The sequence below is a fragment of the Paenibacillus sp. JNU01 genome (assembly GCF_059130585.1).
Genome location: NZ_CP169723.1, coordinates 4,176,802 through 4,196,151, shown reverse-complemented (window position 1 = coordinate 4,196,151; position 19,350 = coordinate 4,176,802). Strand labels below are relative to the sequence as shown.

The following is a 19,350-nucleotide window of genomic DNA, read 5'->3' as shown; positions in this document are numbered from 1 at the left end:
ACGAGGCCCATTCGTTAAGTTTACCCGTTTTCCCGGTTGTTGTATCCTTCACCTCATGATGTCTTTCTGAAAACGAGTGAGGGCCAACTTTCTATACAAGTGGTGGATTGCTGTTACACACCGCATGAATCTGTTTCGCATACTTGCTAACCGTTGATGCCGATATCCCATACCGCTCAGCAATGCTTTGATAGGTAACGGGACGACTATGATTCTTCGCTGCCAAATATTCAAGTCCCGCAGCCCAACCCTCAATCTGCTTTGTGCCCGGAACCTCTGGATGTACCCGGGATACATAATCTGTCCAGAGCCGTTCCATCTCTTGCTGCAACTCAGCCTTCGCTTCAGACATCTGTAATGCACGATCAACAACAGCCTGCCAATGAGAGGTCGAGCTAGTGTCCGATGGTTCTGATGTGGATTGAACCTTCCCAATGGACTTCAAGGCAACAGGAGAAAAGGGACGAACCACCTGAGTATTCCCATCCTCATGTTCAGCCGATTTCAATCCGTTCAGTACAGTTTGTGCTGCCTCAAGCAGATCCTGTTCTTCTCCCGGCTCTTCAATGAAGGATTGCAGAGCCTGCTGCACCTCATAATCACCGATCATTCCGAGCGCATGAATAACCTGCAACTTCGTTGCCCGATCACCATGCCGCAATGCCCAGAAGAACGATGAACGAATCAGTGGATCATTCTTCATTTCTTCAGGAATGCCGTTACCATAGTTCTCCCACTGTCTGAACTGTTCATCGAATGGCAGATGATAGTGATAACTTAGCTTCTCTGGCTCTTGCTCGCCTTGTTTTACAGCTTCAAGACCTGACAGATAATACCGGGATACTTCGGAACCCGGATCAAGCTTGGACACATGATGCCATAGACGCTCAGCAGCATCATAACGTTCTGTATTATAAGCCGCCACTGCTGCATAATGAGCAAGTGCCGGATCAGCAGCTGTCTCTTCATCCTTGAGCAAACGCCGGAAGTGAACATAAGCCGTATCGTGTTGGCCCAGAATTCCCATCGTTGTCGCGAGTTTGTAGACTTGTTCGTGCTGGAATGGCACGATGACCCGCAATTTTTTGATCAGAAGCAGCACTTGATCGGCCCGGTTCTCGTTCTGATGGAAAATGGCCAGATTACAGAGTGCATGCAGATTACCTGGTTCCTGTTCAAGCACTTCGGCAATGGTCTCTTTTGCTTTGGAAAACAGACCCATATAATAGTAGGCGAGTGCCAGATTGTTACGGGCAGCCAAGTAATCAGGATAATCAGAAGACATGCCTTCGAGCAATTCAGCAGCCTGTGCAAATTTCCCTTCTTCCAACAGTTCCCGTGCCTGGTCGTGCTCCACTACACCTTTGCGTGATTTGATTCGATTCAGTTTGGTCGGACGATCCAGCTCATAGTACAGAAGCTCCATCATCTCTTCGGCCTCCGTCATGAACTGACCCTGGGTGTCCTCCTCCAGATAGGTAACAAGTGCTTGCTCGGCTTCCTCAAACCGATCCATATTTGCATAATTGTTCGCCATATAGAAATAACATTCCGTCATCGACGGATCTACCACTTCCAGCACGTTAGCCAGAATGGCATTGGAGGCTTCGTAATCCCCCTTCTCCGATAATATACCCGCCATATTACAATGATTTACCGGATTTTCCGGTTCGTATTCAACAGCTTTGCGAAAATATTTTAATGCCTTGTCAACATGATTACGGTCCAGCGAGCGGACAGCTCTTTCAAAAAAGAAAGAAGCATCCAAGTGAATCGGTATAATATTGGCAAGGTGTCCCTCAGCCCGCACTAGCTTGCCCTTCATCTTCCAAGGCACCTCCTCTTTGCATTTCATTCATACTCTCCAGTATACCACATCTTAAGGCCCACTTCTCAATATGTAGTTTCATGTCGTTTATGAAAAAAATGCAAAAGAAAAGTGATATTCCATTTTGCAGGAAACATATCACCTTGGAGCGTTGTTTATTAAAAGGATACCTTTTTTGCCTAGAGACTCCATCACTCACTTGCCACAAGATCTCTTTGCAGTATTGCATTAGTCCAATCCCGTCGGTCACGGGATGTCGTGTGTAATTATAAAAATAAAGGTACATCATTATTTTTTTAGGAGATGTTATATTGATGATCTCGAAAATTAAACCACTTATATTCATCTTAATCTGCTTGTTTGCTTTGAATGGATGTTCGGAAGAGATAAAAAATGATGATAATCATATTACACTTGTTGAAGTAGTAACAGCGCTTGAGTCTCAAAACTTGAATTTAGTGTCCTTTGGTATAACCGGGTATCCTTTGAAATTAAATGATGTTATGCCTGAGGTGTACTCCGTTGAAGTGCCGGTAGAAGAAGAGCCTTATAGCCCTGAATTTTTACATTTCTATATTTTCAATTCAGAGAAGGATCGCATTAACGGGACCAAAGAATTCAATAAGCACATGGAAAATGCCCATTTCACAACATTCCCTTTTCTATATGAGAAAGGAAATGCCCTTATCGTCTACTGGAGCAATACCAAAGATAATCCTCTATTCACCAAATCCATCGACACTGCGCTGGAGCAACTGCAATGATAGTTCAAGTTTACAGTATGAGACGTATCCTGAAATATCAAAATTCATGAAGTTCCATGGATTGAGCACATCATTGGGCATGTAACGAACGGTTCGCCGTAATCATTCGTAAAAAAAGAAGACCAAGCCCGCAGGCTCGGTCTTCTAAAGTTATAACTCCATACTCACGCCATCGAAGGCGAGAGTGAAATATGAATGGTTTTATCAAACGGTGTCATGAAATTGACCAGCACAACCTTGCACTTGTCCGGCAGTTTTGCCTCACGAACCGTTGCCGCCAGATGCCCAAGTTCGCCCCCTGTAATCTCCAGCCAGTCTTCTCCGCAGGTATAGCGTAACGTACCGCCTTTCCACAAATAGTGACCCTCACTCGTTTCCATCGCGTCCTCACAGGTCAACTCACCTTCGCTTCCGAATACAAAGGACAACTGCATCATAATGTCCTCCGGTTCTTGCCCGGATAGATGCATGGTCCATCCATTTTCCGTTGGTTGCACTTCTGCGCCTACACGGAATGTCTGCTCATGAGTAAGCTGACGATTCTGATGAGGTAGCAAATACCATGGACTTATATCTGATGCAGCAGATTCCGGTAACAGATTCGCAGGAACTGGACCATAGTAGCCTTTCTTCTGCTCACCAGTCAAACGGTACCCTGCGGATAATCTGGTCATGTGCTGCATAGGGACATAACCCGGATTAAAGTATGAAGCCAGTTGCACAGCCAGCAGACGCACCTCACCATGACGAAGCGCGAAGAAAGAAGGAACTTCTGTCATCACGGTCACGCTAGTAGCACCATCCCGAATTCGGGCTACCGGAGCACCAAAATCCGTATGCATCCGACTGTGAGAGATCCGTCCGTGATGCCCTGCTGAATCCATCTGTCCCAGATAGTCTCCCCGTACAAAATGTTCATTCAGCATAACTTTGTATTGCTTCGGTAATGCATCACGTTCCTCATCCGGATGCTGAAGCTCAGGCTCAAGCATTAACCGAATGAGTGTATTCACCGAGCACACTCCCGGATCAGTCAATGTATCTCCCGCCCAGGCTGCCATCCCCGCAAAGAGTGGATCACCATCCAGCCGCGCCAGAATGGCATACGGTAGGTAATAGGGTGACAGATCATGAACACTGCCCAGATCCTGTCGCCCTGAATAATCTGTAACAATCTCACCTGTAGGATGCACCAGGTACACCATCATGCGGAGATTAAGTCTCACCGGTTCCAGCAGTTCAGGACGATTGAGCAGGCGTGCGGCATGAATTAACATGATGTCGCTAACTGCGCTGTATATCCCATTGCTTCGTTCGGTCCACTCCCCATCGGGTGTAATATCCATGCCTTCTGCCAGCCACTGCTCTGCGCGCTGCACAGCTTCCTCCAGACCAAAGATTTGATGCAAGAAACCGAGCGCCGCGCATAGCACCCAGCGATGATTCGGAGTATGACAACCACCTGTAAGCATCGTTGGAATCGTGCGTTCCAGAAACAGCCTCATGTTGGTCAGTACAGGTTGCAATGGCTCCCATTCCTGTTGCTGAAGTAACTGATACAACTGTGAATATCCCACAACGACAAATGCAGTGTCTGGAGGGGAGTGGTAATTAGTCCAGCCCGGAGATATTGAACCATCTTCATGCTGGAAGCGGAGTACATATTCCGTAGCTATCAGCAGTCGATCTAACAACGCCTCATCCCGATAATAGATGGAGTACGGATTGGAGATCGCAGCCCCCCAGTAACACATATCCGTCGGCGTTCCAGTTGTGTGGTTGACCCAGGCAACACCTGTATAGGGATCGATGGTGCCTCCATAATAACGGCTTTCAGGGTCAAGCATCTGCCGGGATATGCCTCTTTCTACCGCTCTGTCATTACTCTCCACCAGCTGTTTATACATGTGCAGTCCCTCCATACCAATGCATTCTCCCGATGTGCGGAGTATGTTGCTTCAGCGCCTTCAATTCAGAACGGAAGCATACTCATACCGCCCGTAGGTGAGTTCATTTTTTCTCGTCAGTATATACCATATACCGATTAAAGTCGCTAGAAAATACGTGCTTGTTTTACTTCATATTTACGGGTCTTTGTCACTGAGGAAAAAGTCGTTGAACACACGCTGTGAACACACCCACTGTTTCCCACATTACCGCGCTTATTCTGTCACCCCAAGCTTCTTCATAAGCAAGTCATGACTCTCGTGAATCTCTTCTGCCGTACAGGCAGACTTCAACTCATACACCTTCACTTGTGCACGGCGGATCATCGGCAGATAGGCATCATAGAAATTCATATCCTTACTGTGTACATACGGGCACCAGTGATCAGAGAGACCAAGAGTCTCATGAATATGCACACCTACGATATCATCCATCAGCCCCTGCATTTCTCCCACACTGTCATATAGGCCCATTCGATCCATCATGATGGCATGACCTGTATCGTACCAGATGCCAACCGGGGCCCCTTTGAGGGCCGTAATGATGGTCTTGGCTTCAGCAAGGGTAGGAATCTGTTGTGGTCTGGATCTCGTCTCGATGCCAAAACGGACATCCAGACCTTTGGCTGCCGCCCGATTGCACACTTCATCCAGACTGGCGATAATTTTCTCCACATACCTCGAACTGAGGGCTTCCCGCCGCTCCATCAATTCAGCCCACTTGCTGCGATACTTCGGTGAATCCGGACCTTCCTCGTTATAGATTTTTCCAAGATCTTTGCTGATATCCTCAGGGAAAGGTACCTCTCCGGGGTGTACAACAACAGCTTCTCCCCCATAACGCTGGGCATATTCAGCCGACTCTACCAGCAATTCGATCGCCCGCTTACGTTTCACTTCATCTTCGAAGCCGAGCAGGATGGAATCCGTACCATAATCGGGATCAGGGTCATGTGGAAAGGTATTGTGGACACTAGAAATTCCGATCTCTCCACGCTCAATCATGGGCTCAATCGTCGTGAGCATCTCTTTCGTTACATTATAATTTAGCTCCACCCGGCGAAAGCCGAGATCTGCAATCTCCCGAATCATATTTTCTCCGACATCATGTTTTCGGATATTCCAGCATGTGGAGAACGAATATATTCCCTTATCTATGTGCTGCATCTGTTTTCCTTCTCCTCCCTCTGGCTAAACTTTTACACCAGCCTTAACTCAACCTTTTACCGCGCCAAGCATCGCACCGCTGACAAAATACTTTTGCAGCCACGGATAAACAAGCAGAATGGGTACCGTTGCAAAAACAACTGTAGCTGCCTTGAGACTTTCCGGAGTCAGTGGTGTGCGGTTAGCGCCTTCCATTAATGTAAGCTCACTCACCATGTTGTTTTGAACCATTTGGAAGAGCTTCAGTTGTAACGGATACAACTTGGGATCATTAATATACAACAGGGAATCCTGGAATCCATTCCAGCGACCAACCGCATAGAATAGAGCTAATGTGGCCAGTACAGGCATGGATAATGGGAGTATGATTTTGAATAGCGTGTGTACATGTGAGCTACCGTCAATTTCTGCTGATTCTTCCAGACTTTCTGGAATACCTCTGAAGAATGAGATCAGGATAATCAGGTTAAAAGGACTGACCAGTCCAGGCAGAATCAGTGCCCACACTGAATTAAGCATATTGAGATCACGAATGAGCAAATACTCGGGAATCATCCCGCCACTGAAGAACATCGTAATGATGATGACATACATGAAGAGCTTGCGCCCTTTCAATTTTTTCTTGGTTAACGGATATGCAGCAGCAAGTGTGAATAACATGCACAACACTGTGGTTACCACTGTCAGAATAGTCGTAAAACCCAGTGAATATAGCATGGATTGATCAGAGAATACTTGAATATACGCATCCCAGTTAAATTCTTTAGGAAAAATGGTCACTTCTCCCGAAGTAATAGCCCGGTTAGAACTTAGAGATATCGCAATGGTATGCAAAAATGGAGCTAGACAGAATATAACAAACAAAGTGATAAAGGAGATATTAACGATATCAAAAATCCGATTTGAGGTGCGTTCACTCATATGCGCACAGCTCCTTTACTGATGGTCTATACATACAAGCCGATTGGCGTCTCTTCCGTTTATCTACAACCTACAAAATACCTTCACCCGTTGCTTTCTTTGAAATATAGTTAGATCCTAGCACGAATATGAGTCCTACCACTGCCTGGAACAGTCCAACGACAGTTGCCAGCGTGTATTGTCCTGATTCAAGACCAACTCTGTATACAAAGGTACTGAGTACATCGGAATATTCTCGCACGGCCGTATTACCAATGATATAAGGCCGATCAAAACCGATGCTGACCATATGTCCGAGATTAAGAATGAGCAAGGTCACAATGGTTGGTTTAATACTTGGCAACGTAATATGCCAGATTCTCTTCAGTCTTGAAGCTCCGTCAATCTCTGCAGCCTCAAACAATTCCTTGTTCACGCCAGTTAATGCCGCCAAATATAGAATGGTACCCCATCCTGCACTCTGCCAGACACCTGTGAACAGGTATGTCACAAGCCATGGATTTTTTTCTGTCAAAAATGGTATTGAATTTAAACCCATACTCTCCAATACACCGTTAACCATACCGGATTGATTGCCGAACAATTGGTATACAATTCCCCCAATGATAACCCAGGAGATAAAGTGAGGAATGTATAGAATCGTTTGCGATAGTTTTTTAAACCATTTAAAACGAACTTCATAGAGCATGATGGCCAATAAAATTGGAGCAGGGAACGAAACAAGCAAGTCGAGGAAATTTAACATGAAGGTATTTCGTAATGTGGTGTAGAAGTCCCGCATTCCAAATACTTCACGGAAAGCATCGAAACCGATCCACTCACTCCCGTTAATGCCCTGAAACAAGTTGAAATCCTTAAAAGCGATCTGAACCCCGTACATTGGGCCGTAACGAAAGATCAAGAAGTAGATCAGGGGCAGTGAAATGAGCGCATATAATTGCCAATACCTTTTCAAGTATGTGATGGTCAAATCGGTTTCCTCCTATCAACAAGAAACGGCTGTGCCGCCCATACTGGCGGCACACGTTCCTTCCAAAGTTATGCAGTGAATTACATATTTATTTAGTAATTAGAAGATGAATCTGTTTATTTAATAGCGCTTACTGAAGTGCTGCTTCAAGCTCTTTCTTCAGTTCTGTGCCACCCAGTGACATGAAATCATTCATTTCTTTTTCATATACCGCTTCGAAGTCTGCCGGTTTAGCCATCGCAGTTTTCACAATAAGCACTTTCAACTTATCATTTAGCGCTGTACCATATTTAGATTCTGCTTCGATTGGTTTGCTGAAGATAACCGGGCCGATCGTATCCGTATTAGCAATATCAATGGACTGTCTCATCAGCTCTTGGTTACGTTCTGGGAAGCCTGCAATCCATGCGGCTTCATTGGCTGCCTGATCTCCCACAACTTTACCGTTAGCAATAATGGCCATGTCACCACCGTTGTAGACACGATCTTTGACATCCTGTGGTGCATCATCTTTAACAACTGGAACACCATCAACCATATCGAAATTTTCACCTTCAACACCTGTGTTTATCTCTAGCAAGTTCGTTCCAGAAGCCATCCAGTCCAGGTATTTCACTGCTTCAACCGAACGTTTGCTGCTTTTTGGAATCATGATGTACATACCGTTGCTACCATAGCGTGATTTGATGTGTTTATTGTCCACATTCGGATTGGTGTAAGCGTCAACTGCTACAACTTTGCTATCCGGTACATTTTTGGACAAATTATCAAGCATACCATCTGCATACAGAATCTGACCTACGTCCTCAGACATGTAGCCGATATTACCGTTCTGGAAATCTTTGACCAATTGCGTTTTTTCTTCATCAAGACTGAAGTCTTTGCTGATCAGACCTTCATTGTAAAGCTTGTTAAGGAACTGCATCGCATCTTTGAACCCATCATGCAATGGTAGCTCGTAACGCTGACTGTACGTAAGTCCATCTTGTACGGGTTTAATAAATGAGTAAATCAATGTTTCATACTGGGCTGGGGCAAGTGCCATACCCATTGGGATGTTTTTGCTGCCCAGATTACCCGGATCTTTCTCTTTAAACGCTTTCAGCGTTTCATAAAGCTCATCTGTTGTTGTTGGAGCCTTCATTCCAACCTTGTCGAGCCAATCCTGACGGATATAGGAATTGTAGCGGGAAGTAATGGCACGTTTACCCGGAATAGCGAATTGCTGACCTTCAAGCTGACCAAATTTCAATAGGTCTTCGCCAAGATATTCTTTTAAGTTAGGCGCATGTTCATTAAGAAGTTCACCCACTTCAGTTAGACCACCTTGCTGAGCATAACGGTAGAACACACTGGAGTCGTATACAAACACAATATCTGGAACGTCGCTGGGGCTGGCCATTAACACGTTGAGCTTCGTTGTTTCTTCTGAACGTTGAACAGGTACGAATTGCACATCAATGTTATTCGGATCGCCGAATTTCTCTTGAACAAATTTAGTTAAATAGTTGTTAGTGATCGTATGTGGAGAAGGACTGTTACCACGATCGAAAACCTCCACTTTCAAAGTAACACGCTCACCATTCGTTGTTGCCCCGCCTTCTGCTGATTCTTTGTCTGATGCAGACGAGCACCCCGCAAGTAAGGACACTCCCATTACCATTGTAAGTGCCAGACCCATCCATTTCTTCTTACTCCCCTTGGTTGCTTTTCCAATCATTTTGTCATCCCCTTTTACTTTGCGTGAATGTTTAAGGCTTGCTCCGAGTATTCCACATCTTCGCGGACTCTAGCAATAAACCAGTTTCGGAAGCGCTTACAAACGGATTATGGTTTATATGCTACGCCTATTTTCGCAGACTGATTATTTTCCCAAAGCTATGCTGCTCTAGGCTTTGATGGCTCTCAACACCTTACGACTCAGAACTGCCTGTCCCCATTCGGATAAACCATTTTCACACACTGCCTATATTCGTAAACGGGGGATAATCAGGAATATTAGCTTGTTATCCTGCGAAAACAGTTGCATCAATTTCTCCCAGCAGAGAGCTGTTCAACGAAAACAGGGCGAACCTCTGCAAGCCTGCTCTCCTGGTGGAAAGTGACTGCATGAAATTCACCCTGTGCTATCCTGATCTATAGATCTCAGAATAAGATCATCATTGCGTTACTCTTCGGGTTCTCGATGTTCTCGTTTCAAACGACGATAATCTCCTGGTGTGATACCCGTTACCCGTTTAAATACACGTCCTAATGTAATTCCATTCGCATACCCAACCTTCAGGGCAATATCCTGCAAAGAGTAATCGGTATTGAGCAGAAGCTGCTCCGTCTCCTTCATGCGAAGCTCTGTAACAAAATCAACAAACTTCATGTTGAATTCTGTCTTGAACAAATAACTCGCATGTTTGCCCGTAATCTGGAATCGGTCGCTCAGATGTTTCAAGGAAAGATCAGGATTCGCAAACTGTTCTTCAATATAATTTTTCATTTCGTTGACCATGGCTTTGTAACTCTTGGTTTCCGTTACCGCTACATACGTTCGGAACAAGTCCGTCAGACCATCGAACAAAAGACTTTTCACATCCGTAAGCGTCTCTGCCTCTTCCACAGCGCTTAACCATCTGTTGATGTTTTCTTCAGACAGCTCTTCCTGAAGCCCTTCCGACATCATAGCCACCTCTCGGCTGAGCATCTGTAACATGGCTTGAATCAGAGAACGAATCTCGTCATCCGGCAATTTGTTCTGTTCAAATGCGGTAAAGATCTCCTCCAACTGTTCCCGCCACTGTCCACTCGACATCCGGAACCGCTTAACAAAGTCCGCAATCATCTGCAGATAAGTATAGGTATCCAGCAAAGGATGCTGTGGTTCACCGCAGTCGGCTTGGCCGACATCTCCGTTCATCAAAAGTTTACGTTGCATTACAGCTTCTGCTGCCGCATAAGAACTTCGTATTGCACCGATTCCCTGAGCAATAGGTCCAATGCCAAAGCTTAAGGAAATGCGTAGATTTTGTTCCACCCAAGATTTGCATTCCTCAGCTACAACCCGAATCTGACCAGACATGTCCAAGTTGTTATTACTCTGTTCTTTGAACACAAAAAGGATTGCAATTTGATCTACACTAATCCATTCCGTCCAGCATTGTACTCCGGTATTACGTGACAGCTCTTGCAAAACATTCATCAAGGCAAACTTCAGCGTATTTTGTTCACCTCTCGTATACCTCTCCTGGAACCCCTTCTCATAACGATTAATCTCTCCAACAACAACGATAAAGCGTGACGATTCATGCACGTCATTCAGTGGAGAGAGCTCTGTTAATTGCTCTTCTGCATTTTCGATGTGTTCACCGTGCAATAGGGCATTGAACAACTTACTGCGCTGCATGAGTATATTTTCCCTGCTTTTCTTGTCATAATCCATCATGTGATTAATCAGATTCTCAAGTACACCGTCAATCATCTTCATCTCATCCGTACGAGCCCCCGAGTGTTCAAACGCTCGAATCTGATGAGACTCAATTCGGTTCATGATGATCTGAATGGGTTTATAGTTACGACGAGTAATATACACGATATACACAATTGCACAGATAACCGTCACAATCGCAATGATTACCCATACATAAGACACGACAGATACCCAGCCAAATAAGTTACCGGCCTTGATTCCACTGGATATGGTCCATCCCAGTCTTTCTAATGATAGCCTGTTCAGTTCCTGACCATCTATCGAGCCCTCTTGGTCCGAGTGTGCATTATACACAACCTTACCTTCCCGATCAGTAATCGTCAGGAATGAGAGCTGACCATTAACCATACTATCTACGCTCTGTTCAATACTGCTCATCTTGATATTAATGACCAATGTGCCCTGAGAGCCAAAAGGCAAAGGCATGTCCTTGTTCACGGTTAATACGCGAATCGGGGTACGTTGAGAAGAGTCCGTATCGAATTCCCGGACAGGTTGCCACCCTGAACCGATAGAACCGGTACCCATCTGGTCAATCCATGCCTTATCCGAGAAACCTTCCGCTTCTCTGGAGCCACTTACGGTCAGAACATGTTTATTTCGCTTGTCATATAGATAGATGGATTGAATCCATGAGGACGAATTCGTTAGCTCCCGTAAACTCTGTGCAATTGCATACACTGTGTCCGAGCTGTTCTGGTTTCTGTTACTAAAATAGAGTCTGTATGCCTGCTGACTCTGTACCGTTTCCAAAATGGATAGTTCAATCCCCCTGATTGTACGATCCACCGTGTCTATCATATAACTGGAGGAGATCCGGTCTGCTTTTTTTGTTTCCTCTTTAGAGATGTCATTGATGAAAACAAACGCGATGAAAATGAGTATGGTCACCGTAAGAAAAAAAATTGGGAAATAAGAGAACAGTAACCGGTAGTACCAATTACGAGACAATAGACCCCACTCCTCACTCCACGATGCCAATGTTCTCAGCCGTGGTTCTACTGTTCAGCATCCATCTCACCTTGAGCTGAATACTATAATGATAACGCTATCATAACTGATTTTATGTTATTATAGCACATGCCTCGGAGCAGCAATGCAAGAATTGAATTCCAAGAGCCAAAACAAAAAAACCGTGCTGAGCAGACAACAACTCAGACACGGAACACTTCATCTGGCAGCAAACCGTTATATCCTCGATGCACTAAATGCCAGAATCCTTAAACAATGTGGCCATGGAGCCACCATCCACAATAATGCGTACGGCGCGAGCCAGCATTGGCGCAACAGGTAACACTTTGAAGCATTCGGGGTGGTCATCTGGCAGTGCGATCGAATCCGTAACTACCACCTCTTCAATTGACGGGTGATTCAACTTACTTACTGCTCCATCGGAGAACAATCCGTGAGTTGCACATACATATACGTTTTTGGACCCGCGTTCCTTCAACCCTTCCACCACATTCAGAATGGTTGTTCCGGTGTCGATCAGATCCTCAATAATAATCGGTGTCCGTCCTTCTACATCACCAATGACATGGGTAATCACGGATTCATTATGGCTTGGACGTTTCTTGATCATAATGGCAAACGGGGAATCCAGACGATTGGCCAGCTTCTCTGCCATTGATGCTCGTCCCGCATCAGGGGACACAACGACAGGGTTCTCAATACCTTTGCTCAACAGATAATCACTAATCAGATCCAGCGATGTCATGTGATCAACTGGAATGTTGAAGAATCCCTGAATGGCCGCTGCGTGCAGGTCGATCGTTACCACGCGATTGGCGCCAGCCGTAGTTAATACATCGGCTACCATCTTGGCCGAGATCGGCTCCCGTGGAGCAGATTTGCGCTCTTGACGCGCATAACCATAATATGGAACAATGATGTTCACAGTGCGTGCTGAAGCCCTCTTTGCGGCATCAATCATCACCAACAGCTCGACAAACAGCTCATTGATCGGATGAGACAACGACTGTACCAGAAACACATCACAATTACGGATCGTTTCTTCATAATGAACGTATATTTCTCCGCTCTTGAACCTGGACAGCTTGATCTTGCCCAGTTGTACACCCAGCTTGTCACATACCTGTTCTGCCAGCTTAGGGTTCGATGAACCGGAAAAAATACGTAACGAATGCTGCATAATGCCCTCCCGAGGGTTGAAGCCCCTATATAATCCCTTATCTAAAAGTGAGTGTTCAAAAAGACCGGTTTTCAGTACCGAGAAGATGGGATAAAGCTAGAAATGGAGTAGCGGAGCGTAGGAGAAAACTACGTGAGCAACCACAATGTTTCCAGAGGAAACATACTTCGTAAGCATCCACCTATTTCGGCTGAATTCCATATTCGATGCTAATGATGCCTTTAGGCATCATTCGTAATCAAAAGCGGACTTTTTGAACTACCTTTAAAAGGTTATTTCCTACCCTCATTATACTCCACTGGCTTCTACATTTAAAGGAATGAACGAGCGATGACGGCCTTCAAAAACAGCGACTTCCGTACAGCCCAACTCATGTAAAAGTGCTTCAGCTTCAGGCAAATAATCCCCCAGCTTCAGTGGATCGTGCGCATCAGAACCCATGGTTAATGGAATGCCCAATCGAATGGCCTCCGTCAGCATTCTGCGACTAGGGAACATCTCGGCGCAAGGCTTCGATAACCCGGAAGCATTCAGCTCCATGGCGCAGCCACTTGTTGCAATAGCCTGCAGCGCTGCGTTCTCCAGTGAGATACGTTCTTCTGTTTGCTCCTCTGAAGGAACATAGCCGAACCGTTTAATGACATCCGTATGGCCCATAATGTCGTACAGACCCGTCGCAGCTGCTTTACTCACGGCATCATAGTACTGACGATATACTTCAAGGATGTCTTTGCCCTCCCAGTGATGGGTCTGGCGAAAATCCGTAATGTCCCATTCCCCGAGGAAATGAACGGAGCCAATCACATAGTCCCAAGGATAACGCTCAATGATTGCACGAATCTCTGTTTCCCAGCCTTCAATATAGTCACCTTCCAGACCAACACGTACGTCAATCTGCCCACGGTAACGTTCTTTCAGGGAGAAACACTCCTCTACATAACGCGGCAGTTCATCCATAGGCATCGCCATTTCCGGATAATATTGAGCTGGATCGACATGCAGCAATGGCATGTGATCGGACAATCCAATCTGGGATAGTCCAATCTCCACACCACGCTGTACATACTCTTCCAGTTTGCCAACGGCATGTCCACACCGCTCATGGTGTGTATGGTAGTCTATACGCACGAAACTCGCCTCCTAATCGCGGCGAGGCCGTTCATGACGGCGGCTCAGCTCTGACATAATGTCGTCCAGTGGCAGCTTGCGCTCTTGTAACAGGACGAGCAGGTGATACATCAGGTCACTGACTTCCAGGCGAAGCTCGTCATTATCTTTATTTTTGGCGGCGATAATCGTCTCGGACGCTTCTTCACCGATTTTTTTCAATATTTTATCTACACCTTTATCAAACAAATAGGTTGTATATGCACCCTCAGGGCGTTCACGTTCACGCTCTGCAATAACGGATTCCAGTTCAGCCAATACCTCAAAGCGACTTTCGGAATCCGAATTCGCAGAAGCAGATGCCTCACCGGCTTTATCCGGAGCCTTGTCTGTCGATTTCTCTGGCAAACCAATGATCTCATTATGGAAACATGTTACCGCACCTGTATGGCAGGCAGGACCGTTCGGTTTGACCTCAACCAACAAAGTATCACCATCACAATCATATTTCAGGGAAGTAATGGTCTGCACGTTGCCAGATGTTGCCCCTTTATGCCACAGCTCTTGACGCGAGCGTGACCAGAACCAGGTTTCACCGGATTCAAGCGACAACTTCAGTGATTCGCGATTCATATAAGCCATCATTAAAACTTCTCGAGTATCCACATCCTGCACAATGGCAGGAACCAAACCATCACTCCAACGAATGTGTTCCACAACCTGTTCCAAGGACAACTGTTCCTTGATTTCATCGCTCACTTTAGTCACGGATCTCCACCCCTTGTTCTCTCAAATGTTGTTTTAACGCCGGTACGGCGATTTCTTTGTAATGGAAAATCGTTGCGGCCAGACCTGCATCCGCTTTGCCCGTGGTGAATACATCATAGAAATGAGATTCCTTGCCCGCACCGCCCGATGCGATGACTGGTATACGCACAGATTCGGATACCGCTGCCGTCAGCTTCAGATCGAAACCGTCTTTTGTTCCGTCCGCGTCCATACTGGTTAGCAGAATCTCTCCCGCGCCCAAGCTCTCAGCCTGTTTAACCCATTCCAACGCCTTGATGCCGGAGGGTTTACGTCCACCATGTGTATAGACCTCCCACTCGCCCCAAGCTTCGTTATACTTGGCATCGATCGCTACCACGATACACTGCGAGCCAAAGCGACGTGCACCATCGGCAATCAACTGCGGATTAAGTACCGCGGCTGTATTCACTGCAATTTTGTCCGCTCCTGCCCGGAGAATCCGCTTCATATCCTCCACCTTGGAGATGCCTCCACCTACCGTAAAGGGAATAGCAATCTCGCCAGCCGTCTGCCGCACGACTTCTTCCATCGTTTCGCGACCTTCTACCGAAGCCGAGATATCGAGAAATACCAATTCGTCCGCGCCTTCGCGGTCATATAGCGCCGCCAGCTCTACCGGATCACCCGCATCGCGGAGATTGACGAAGTTGACGCCTTTGACGACCCGGCCGTCCTTCACGTCCAGACAGGGGATGATTCTTTTTGCCAGCATGCTACCTCTTCCTCTCTATCCGAGTATCCCTTACTTATTTACTGCACGTACCGCTTCAGACAGATCGATGCTTCCCGTATACAGTGCTTTACCCACGATCGCTCCACCAACACCATCATCGGCGTGACGGCTCAGACGAAGCAGATCATCCATTACACTCACACCACCGGAAGCAATAACGGTCCGTCCGCTTGCCTTGGCTAGAGACACAATCGCTTCCACATTAGGACCCTGCATCATACCATCACGGGAAATATCCGTAAAGATAAACGTTTCTGCCCCATACGCCGCCAATTCCTTCGCGAGTACCTCTGCCTGTACTTCCGATGTTTCAAGCCATCCACGGGTTGCCACGTAACCATTACGAGCGTCGATGCCAATTGCCACTTTGTCGCCGTAACGTCCCAGTACTTCCTCTGTAAAAGCACGATCCTCAATGGCCGCTGTTCCAATGATCAGCCGGCTAACACCCAGACCCAGCAATCGCTCTACATCCGCTACTGTACGAAGTCCGCCGCCTACCTGAACAGGTACGTTCACAGCCGAGGCAATGCGACCGATCAGCTCATCGTTAACAGGATGACCTGCTTTGGCACCATCCAGATCCACCAGATGCACATATGTACCGCCTTGCTTCTCCCAGGATAGAGCCACTTGAACCGGGTCATCGTTGTACACGGTCTCCTGATTATAATCTCCCTGCACCAGTCTTACACATTTGCCGTCCCGGATATCAATCGCCGGATATAGGATAAAAGATGACATACAAGGCCTCCTGAATATGAATTAGATTTGTACGCTTTCTATAGTTAAGAAGAGATGATTGTTTTACCGTTGTACAGGCGCTCCTGTCAGAGCCAAAAAGTTGCCGAGCAGCTTCATGCCAAGCTCTCCGCTTTTCTCCGGGTGGAATTGCATGCCGAAGTTGGATCCTCTGCCTACAATGGCTGTCACCGGATGTCCGTAATCCGTTACCGCCAGCAGATCGTCCCTGTTGTCCGTAAGCGCATGATAGGAATGCACGAAATAGACGTGACCTGCCTCAAGCCCCGTAAATAGCGGATTTTCCGCGTGCAGGAATTCCAGACGGTTCCATCCCATATGAGGAACCTTCAGTTCTCCGGGTGCAAAACGCACCACTTTACCTGGCAATATATCCAGTCCCTCATGTTCGCCATGCTCCTCACTTGAGCTGAACAACAACTGCATCCCCAGACAGATACCGAGCAGTGGCTTGGACCCTGCAGCGGCTTCTTTCACCACCGTATCCAGTCCACTCTCCCGCAAATGAACCATCGCATCACCAAAAGCACCTACGCCTGGCAGAATGACACCATCTGCGCCAAGAATCTCTTCCCGGTCACCCGTGACCAGCGCTTCGTAGCCAAGACGTTCGACCGCTTTGCCGACGCTGTGCAGGTTACCCATACCGTAATCGACAATTGCAATCGCCATCGTCTACAGCACTCCCTTCGTGGAAGGCACGCCCGTTACACGCGGATCAATCATCGTTGCTTCATCCAGTGCACGTCCCAATGCCTTAAAGATCGCTTCAATCATGTGGTGGGTGTTCTGACCATAGTGCACAATGACATGCAACGTAATCCGAGCTTCCAGCGCCAATTTCCACAGGAATTCATGTACCAGCTCCGTGGAGAAACTGCCTACCTGTTGGGAAGGGTATTCTGCACGGTATTCAAAGTGAGGTCGGTTGCTCACATCAATAATAACCTGAGCGAGTGCCTCGTCCATCGGTACAAAAACACTGGCATAACGCTTAATACCGCGTTTGTCACCCAATGCTTCTCGCAACGTCTGTCCGAGACAGATGCCGATGTCTTCAACCGTGTGATGATCGTCAATGTCAATATCTCCACGGGCCTGTACATTCAGGTCGAATTGTCCGTGCTTCGTGAACAGATCCAGCATATGGTTCAGAAAAGGTACATCCGTTTCAATCGTGGATTGTCCTGTTCCATCTACATTAAAGGCCAATTGAATATTGGTCTCGTTCGTTTTGCGGTCAACCTCTGCTTGGCGCACTGCACCTTTGTTTTCAAGTTCCACACCGTTATTTTGCTTATCCATTGTCCGATTCCGCCTTTCCTTCCTCTTCTAACCGTACAGCGATTGCACGGGCATGCCCTTCAAGACCCTCATGCCGGGCCAACTCTATAATAGCCGCTCCGTTCTGCAGCAGCGCTTCTTTACTATAATAGATCAGACTGGATTTCTTGATAAAATCGTCCACGTCCACTGGCGAACTGAATCGCGCCGTTCCATTGGTCGGAATAATATGATTCGGTCCGGCAAAATAATCCCCTACCGGCTCCGAGCTGTACGGGCCGAGGAAGATCGCACCGGCATTCTCAATCCGGCCAGCGTAAGCCATCGGCTCCTGCACCATGATCTCCAGATGCTCCGGTGCGAGCCGGTTCACCACATCGATTCCCTCATCGATGGAATCGACCACAATAATCGCGCCATACTGCTCTACCGAAGCAGCAGCGATATCACGCCGCGGCAGCACTTCAAGCTGCCGCTGCACTTCGCCCTGCACGGCTTCCGCCAGCGCGGCCGAATTCGTGACGAGAATGGCCGATGCCATCTCGTCATGTTCCGCCTGCGACAACAGGTCGGCGGCGACATACACCGGATTCGCCGTATCATCGGCGAGCACCACAATCTCACTCGGCCCGGCGATGCTATCGATATCGACCGCACCGTACACCTCGCGCTTCGCGAGCGCCACGTAAATATTGCCCGGTCCACAGATCTTGTCGACCGGGGCAATGCTCTCCGTGCCGTAAGCGAGGGCGGCGATGGCTTGAGCGCCGCCAACCCGGTACATCTCGCTCACGCCTGCTTCCGCGGCAGCCACGAGAATGTACGGGTTAATGCCTTCGCCACCGTTGGTAGACGGCGGCGTCACGAGAACAATCTCCGGCACGCCTGCCACCTGTGCCGGAATCACATTCATCAGCACAGACGATGGATACGCTGCTTTGCCGCCAGGTACATAGACCCCGACCCGCTTCAGCGGTCGGATGACCTGGCCCAGCAGGCTGCCGTCCGGCTGCCAATCCATCCACGAGTTTCGTTTCTGTTTCTCGTGAAACGCACGAATGTTGGTGGCGGCTTGCCGAATCGCCGTCACAAAGGATGGCTCCACGGCTGCATAAGCCGCCTGCAGCTCTTCCTGCGGCACGCGCAATTCCGCGGCCGTCAGCTTCGTGCGGTCCAGCTGCTCCGTGTAACGCAGCAGTGCCGCATCACCCTCACGGCGAATGTCGCTGACAATACGCCGTACCGTTTCATTTTGCTCTGGCGTGCCATACTCCACTTCACGCTTCAGATCAAACTCACGTGCAGGTACAATTTTCATACGTACAACCTCCTCATCCCCTGTAATACCTACCTTATATGGCCGATTTGTTTCTCGTTTTCCTCGTTCCTTACTTCTATCGTTTCATTCTTTGGTTATTCCGTTTGTAT

The 19,350-nt window shown here is 47.4% G+C and carries 16 protein-coding genes; 1 reads left to right on the top strand and 15 read right to left on the bottom strand.

The window, feature by feature from the left end:
* Positions 1 to 91: 91 nt before the first annotated feature.
* Positions 92 to 1,825: a tetratricopeptide repeat protein gene (locus NLBNIHML_RS18260; RefSeq protein WP_494352455.1), complete on the bottom strand. Its 1,734-nt coding sequence runs from the start codon at positions 1,823 to 1,825 to the stop codon at positions 92 to 94.
* Positions 1,826 to 2,142: 317 nt separating this feature from the next.
* Between NLBNIHML_RS18260 and NLBNIHML_RS18255 the strand changes: the two genes are divergently transcribed.
* Positions 2,143 to 2,592, top strand: coding sequence for a hypothetical protein (locus NLBNIHML_RS18255; RefSeq protein WP_494352454.1), 450 nt, complete (start codon positions 2,143 to 2,145; stop codon positions 2,590 to 2,592).
* Positions 2,593 to 2,756: 164 nt separating this feature from the next.
* On the opposite strand, the gene NLBNIHML_RS18250 is transcribed toward NLBNIHML_RS18255, so the two are convergent.
* The 14 genes from NLBNIHML_RS18250 to hisD all read right to left on the bottom strand — a co-directional run bounded on the left by NLBNIHML_RS18250 (position 2,757) and on the right by hisD (position 19,240).
* Positions 2,757 to 4,499 carry a hypothetical protein gene (locus tag NLBNIHML_RS18250; RefSeq protein WP_494352453.1) on the bottom strand — a complete coding sequence of 581 codons (1,743 nt, stop codon included), beginning with the start codon at positions 4,497 to 4,499 and terminating at the stop codon, positions 2,757 to 2,759.
* A 255-nt stretch (positions 4,500 to 4,754) separates the two neighbouring features.
* Positions 4,755 to 5,705, bottom strand: coding sequence for a sugar phosphate isomerase/epimerase family protein (locus NLBNIHML_RS18245; protein ID WP_339258233.1), 951 nt, complete (start codon positions 5,703 to 5,705; stop codon positions 4,755 to 4,757).
* A 48-nt stretch (positions 5,706 to 5,753) separates the two neighbouring features.
* Positions 5,754 to 6,626 carry a carbohydrate ABC transporter permease gene (locus tag NLBNIHML_RS18240; RefSeq protein WP_494352452.1) on the bottom strand — a complete coding sequence of 291 codons (873 nt, stop codon included), beginning with the start codon at positions 6,624 to 6,626 and terminating at the stop codon, positions 5,754 to 5,756.
* A 70-nt stretch (positions 6,627 to 6,696) separates the two neighbouring features.
* Positions 6,697 to 7,596, bottom strand: a complete 900-nt coding sequence (locus NLBNIHML_RS18235) for an ABC transporter permease (protein ID WP_494352451.1) — start codon at positions 7,594 to 7,596, stop codon at positions 6,697 to 6,699.
* A gap of 130 nt (positions 7,597 to 7,726) precedes the next feature.
* The gene (locus NLBNIHML_RS18230; protein WP_339239007.1) at positions 7,727 to 9,316 is read right to left on the bottom strand and encodes an extracellular solute-binding protein; all 1,590 of its coding nucleotides are present in this window, start codon (positions 9,314 to 9,316) and stop codon (positions 7,727 to 7,729) included.
* A 447-nt stretch (positions 9,317 to 9,763) separates the two neighbouring features.
* Positions 9,764 to 12,025, bottom strand: a complete 2,262-nt coding sequence (locus tag NLBNIHML_RS18225; protein ID WP_339239006.1) for a helix-turn-helix domain-containing protein — start codon at positions 12,023 to 12,025, stop codon at positions 9,764 to 9,766.
* A 253-nt stretch (positions 12,026 to 12,278) separates the two neighbouring features.
* Positions 12,279 to 13,226 carry a ribose-phosphate diphosphokinase gene (locus NLBNIHML_RS18220; protein WP_036616184.1) on the bottom strand — a complete coding sequence of 316 codons (948 nt, stop codon included), beginning with the start codon at positions 13,224 to 13,226 and terminating at the stop codon, positions 12,279 to 12,281.
* Between the two features lie 288 nt (positions 13,227 to 13,514).
* Complete coding sequence (hisJ, locus tag NLBNIHML_RS18215) at positions 13,515 to 14,354, bottom strand: histidinol-phosphatase HisJ (protein ID WP_494352450.1); 840 nt, start codon at positions 14,352 to 14,354, stop codon at positions 13,515 to 13,517.
* Between the two features lie 12 nt (positions 14,355 to 14,366).
* Positions 14,367 to 15,101: a bifunctional phosphoribosyl-AMP cyclohydrolase/phosphoribosyl-ATP diphosphatase HisIE gene (gene hisIE, locus NLBNIHML_RS18210; RefSeq protein ID WP_445252929.1), complete on the bottom strand. Its 735-nt coding sequence runs from the start codon at positions 15,099 to 15,101 to the stop codon at positions 14,367 to 14,369.
* Positions 15,094 to 15,855 carry an imidazole glycerol phosphate synthase subunit HisF gene (gene hisF / locus NLBNIHML_RS18205; RefSeq protein ID WP_017691268.1) on the bottom strand — a complete coding sequence of 254 codons (762 nt, stop codon included), beginning with the start codon at positions 15,853 to 15,855 and terminating at the stop codon, positions 15,094 to 15,096. The genes hisIE and hisF overlap by 8 nt, the downstream gene beginning before the upstream one ends.
* Positions 15,856 to 15,885: 30 nt before the next feature.
* Positions 15,886 to 16,620, bottom strand: a complete 735-nt coding sequence (gene hisA, locus NLBNIHML_RS18200; protein WP_047841450.1) for a 1-(5-phosphoribosyl)-5-[(5-phosphoribosylamino)methylideneamino]imidazole-4-carboxamide isomerase — start codon at positions 16,618 to 16,620, stop codon at positions 15,886 to 15,888.
* Between the two features lie 63 nt (positions 16,621 to 16,683).
* On the bottom strand, positions 16,684 to 17,310 hold the full coding sequence (gene hisH / locus NLBNIHML_RS18195; RefSeq protein ID WP_339258229.1) for an imidazole glycerol phosphate synthase subunit HisH: 627 nt from the start codon (positions 17,308 to 17,310) through the stop codon (positions 16,684 to 16,686).
* A 3-nt stretch (positions 17,311 to 17,313) separates the two neighbouring features.
* On the bottom strand, positions 17,314 to 17,943 hold the full coding sequence (gene hisB, locus NLBNIHML_RS18190) for an imidazoleglycerol-phosphate dehydratase HisB (RefSeq protein WP_036674766.1): 630 nt from the start codon (positions 17,941 to 17,943) through the stop codon (positions 17,314 to 17,316).
* On the bottom strand, positions 17,936 to 19,240 hold the full coding sequence (hisD, locus tag NLBNIHML_RS18185) for a histidinol dehydrogenase (protein ID WP_339258228.1): 1,305 nt from the start codon (positions 19,238 to 19,240) through the stop codon (positions 17,936 to 17,938). Before hisD ends, hisB begins: the two co-directional genes overlap by 8 nt.
* Between the last annotated feature and the right edge of the window lie 110 nt (positions 19,241 to 19,350).

Coding starts and splice junctions, on each gene's coding strand:
- NLBNIHML_RS18245 (WP_339258233.1), bottom strand. CDS start 5,705: ATGCAGCACATAGATAAGGGAATATATTCGTTCTCCACATGCTGGAAT.
- NLBNIHML_RS18260 (WP_494352455.1), bottom strand. CDS start 1,825: ATGAAGGGCAAGCTAGTGCGGGCTGAGGGACACCTTGCCAATATTATA.
- NLBNIHML_RS18220 (WP_036616184.1), bottom strand. CDS start 13,226: ATGCAGCATTCGTTACGTATTTTTTCCGGTTCATCGAACCCTAAGCTG.
- NLBNIHML_RS18230 (WP_339239007.1), bottom strand. CDS start 9,316: ATGATTGGAAAAGCAACCAAGGGGAGTAAGAAGAAATGGATGGGTCTG.
- NLBNIHML_RS18255 (WP_494352454.1), top strand. CDS start 2,143: ATGATCTCGAAAATTAAACCACTTATATTCATCTTAATCTGCTTGTTT.
- hisB (WP_036674766.1), bottom strand. CDS start 17,943: ATGGATAAGCAAAATAACGGTGTGGAACTTGAAAACAAAGGTGCAGTG.
- hisA (WP_047841450.1), bottom strand. CDS start 16,620: ATGTCATCTTTTATCCTATATCCGGCGATTGATATCCGGGACGGCAAA.
- NLBNIHML_RS18240 (WP_494352452.1), bottom strand. CDS start 6,626: ATGAGTGAACGCACCTCAAATCGGATTTTTGATATCGTTAATATCTCC.
- hisD (WP_339258228.1), bottom strand. CDS start 19,240: ATGAAAATTGTACCTGCACGTGAGTTTGATCTGAAGCGTGAAGTGGAG.
- hisF (WP_017691268.1), bottom strand. CDS start 15,855: ATGCTGGCAAAAAGAATCATCCCCTGTCTGGACGTGAAGGACGGCCGG.
- hisH (WP_339258229.1), bottom strand. CDS start 17,310: ATGGCGATTGCAATTGTCGATTACGGTATGGGTAACCTGCACAGCGTC.
- NLBNIHML_RS18250 (WP_494352453.1), bottom strand. CDS start 4,499: ATGTATAAACAGCTGGTGGAGAGTAATGACAGAGCGGTAGAAAGAGGC.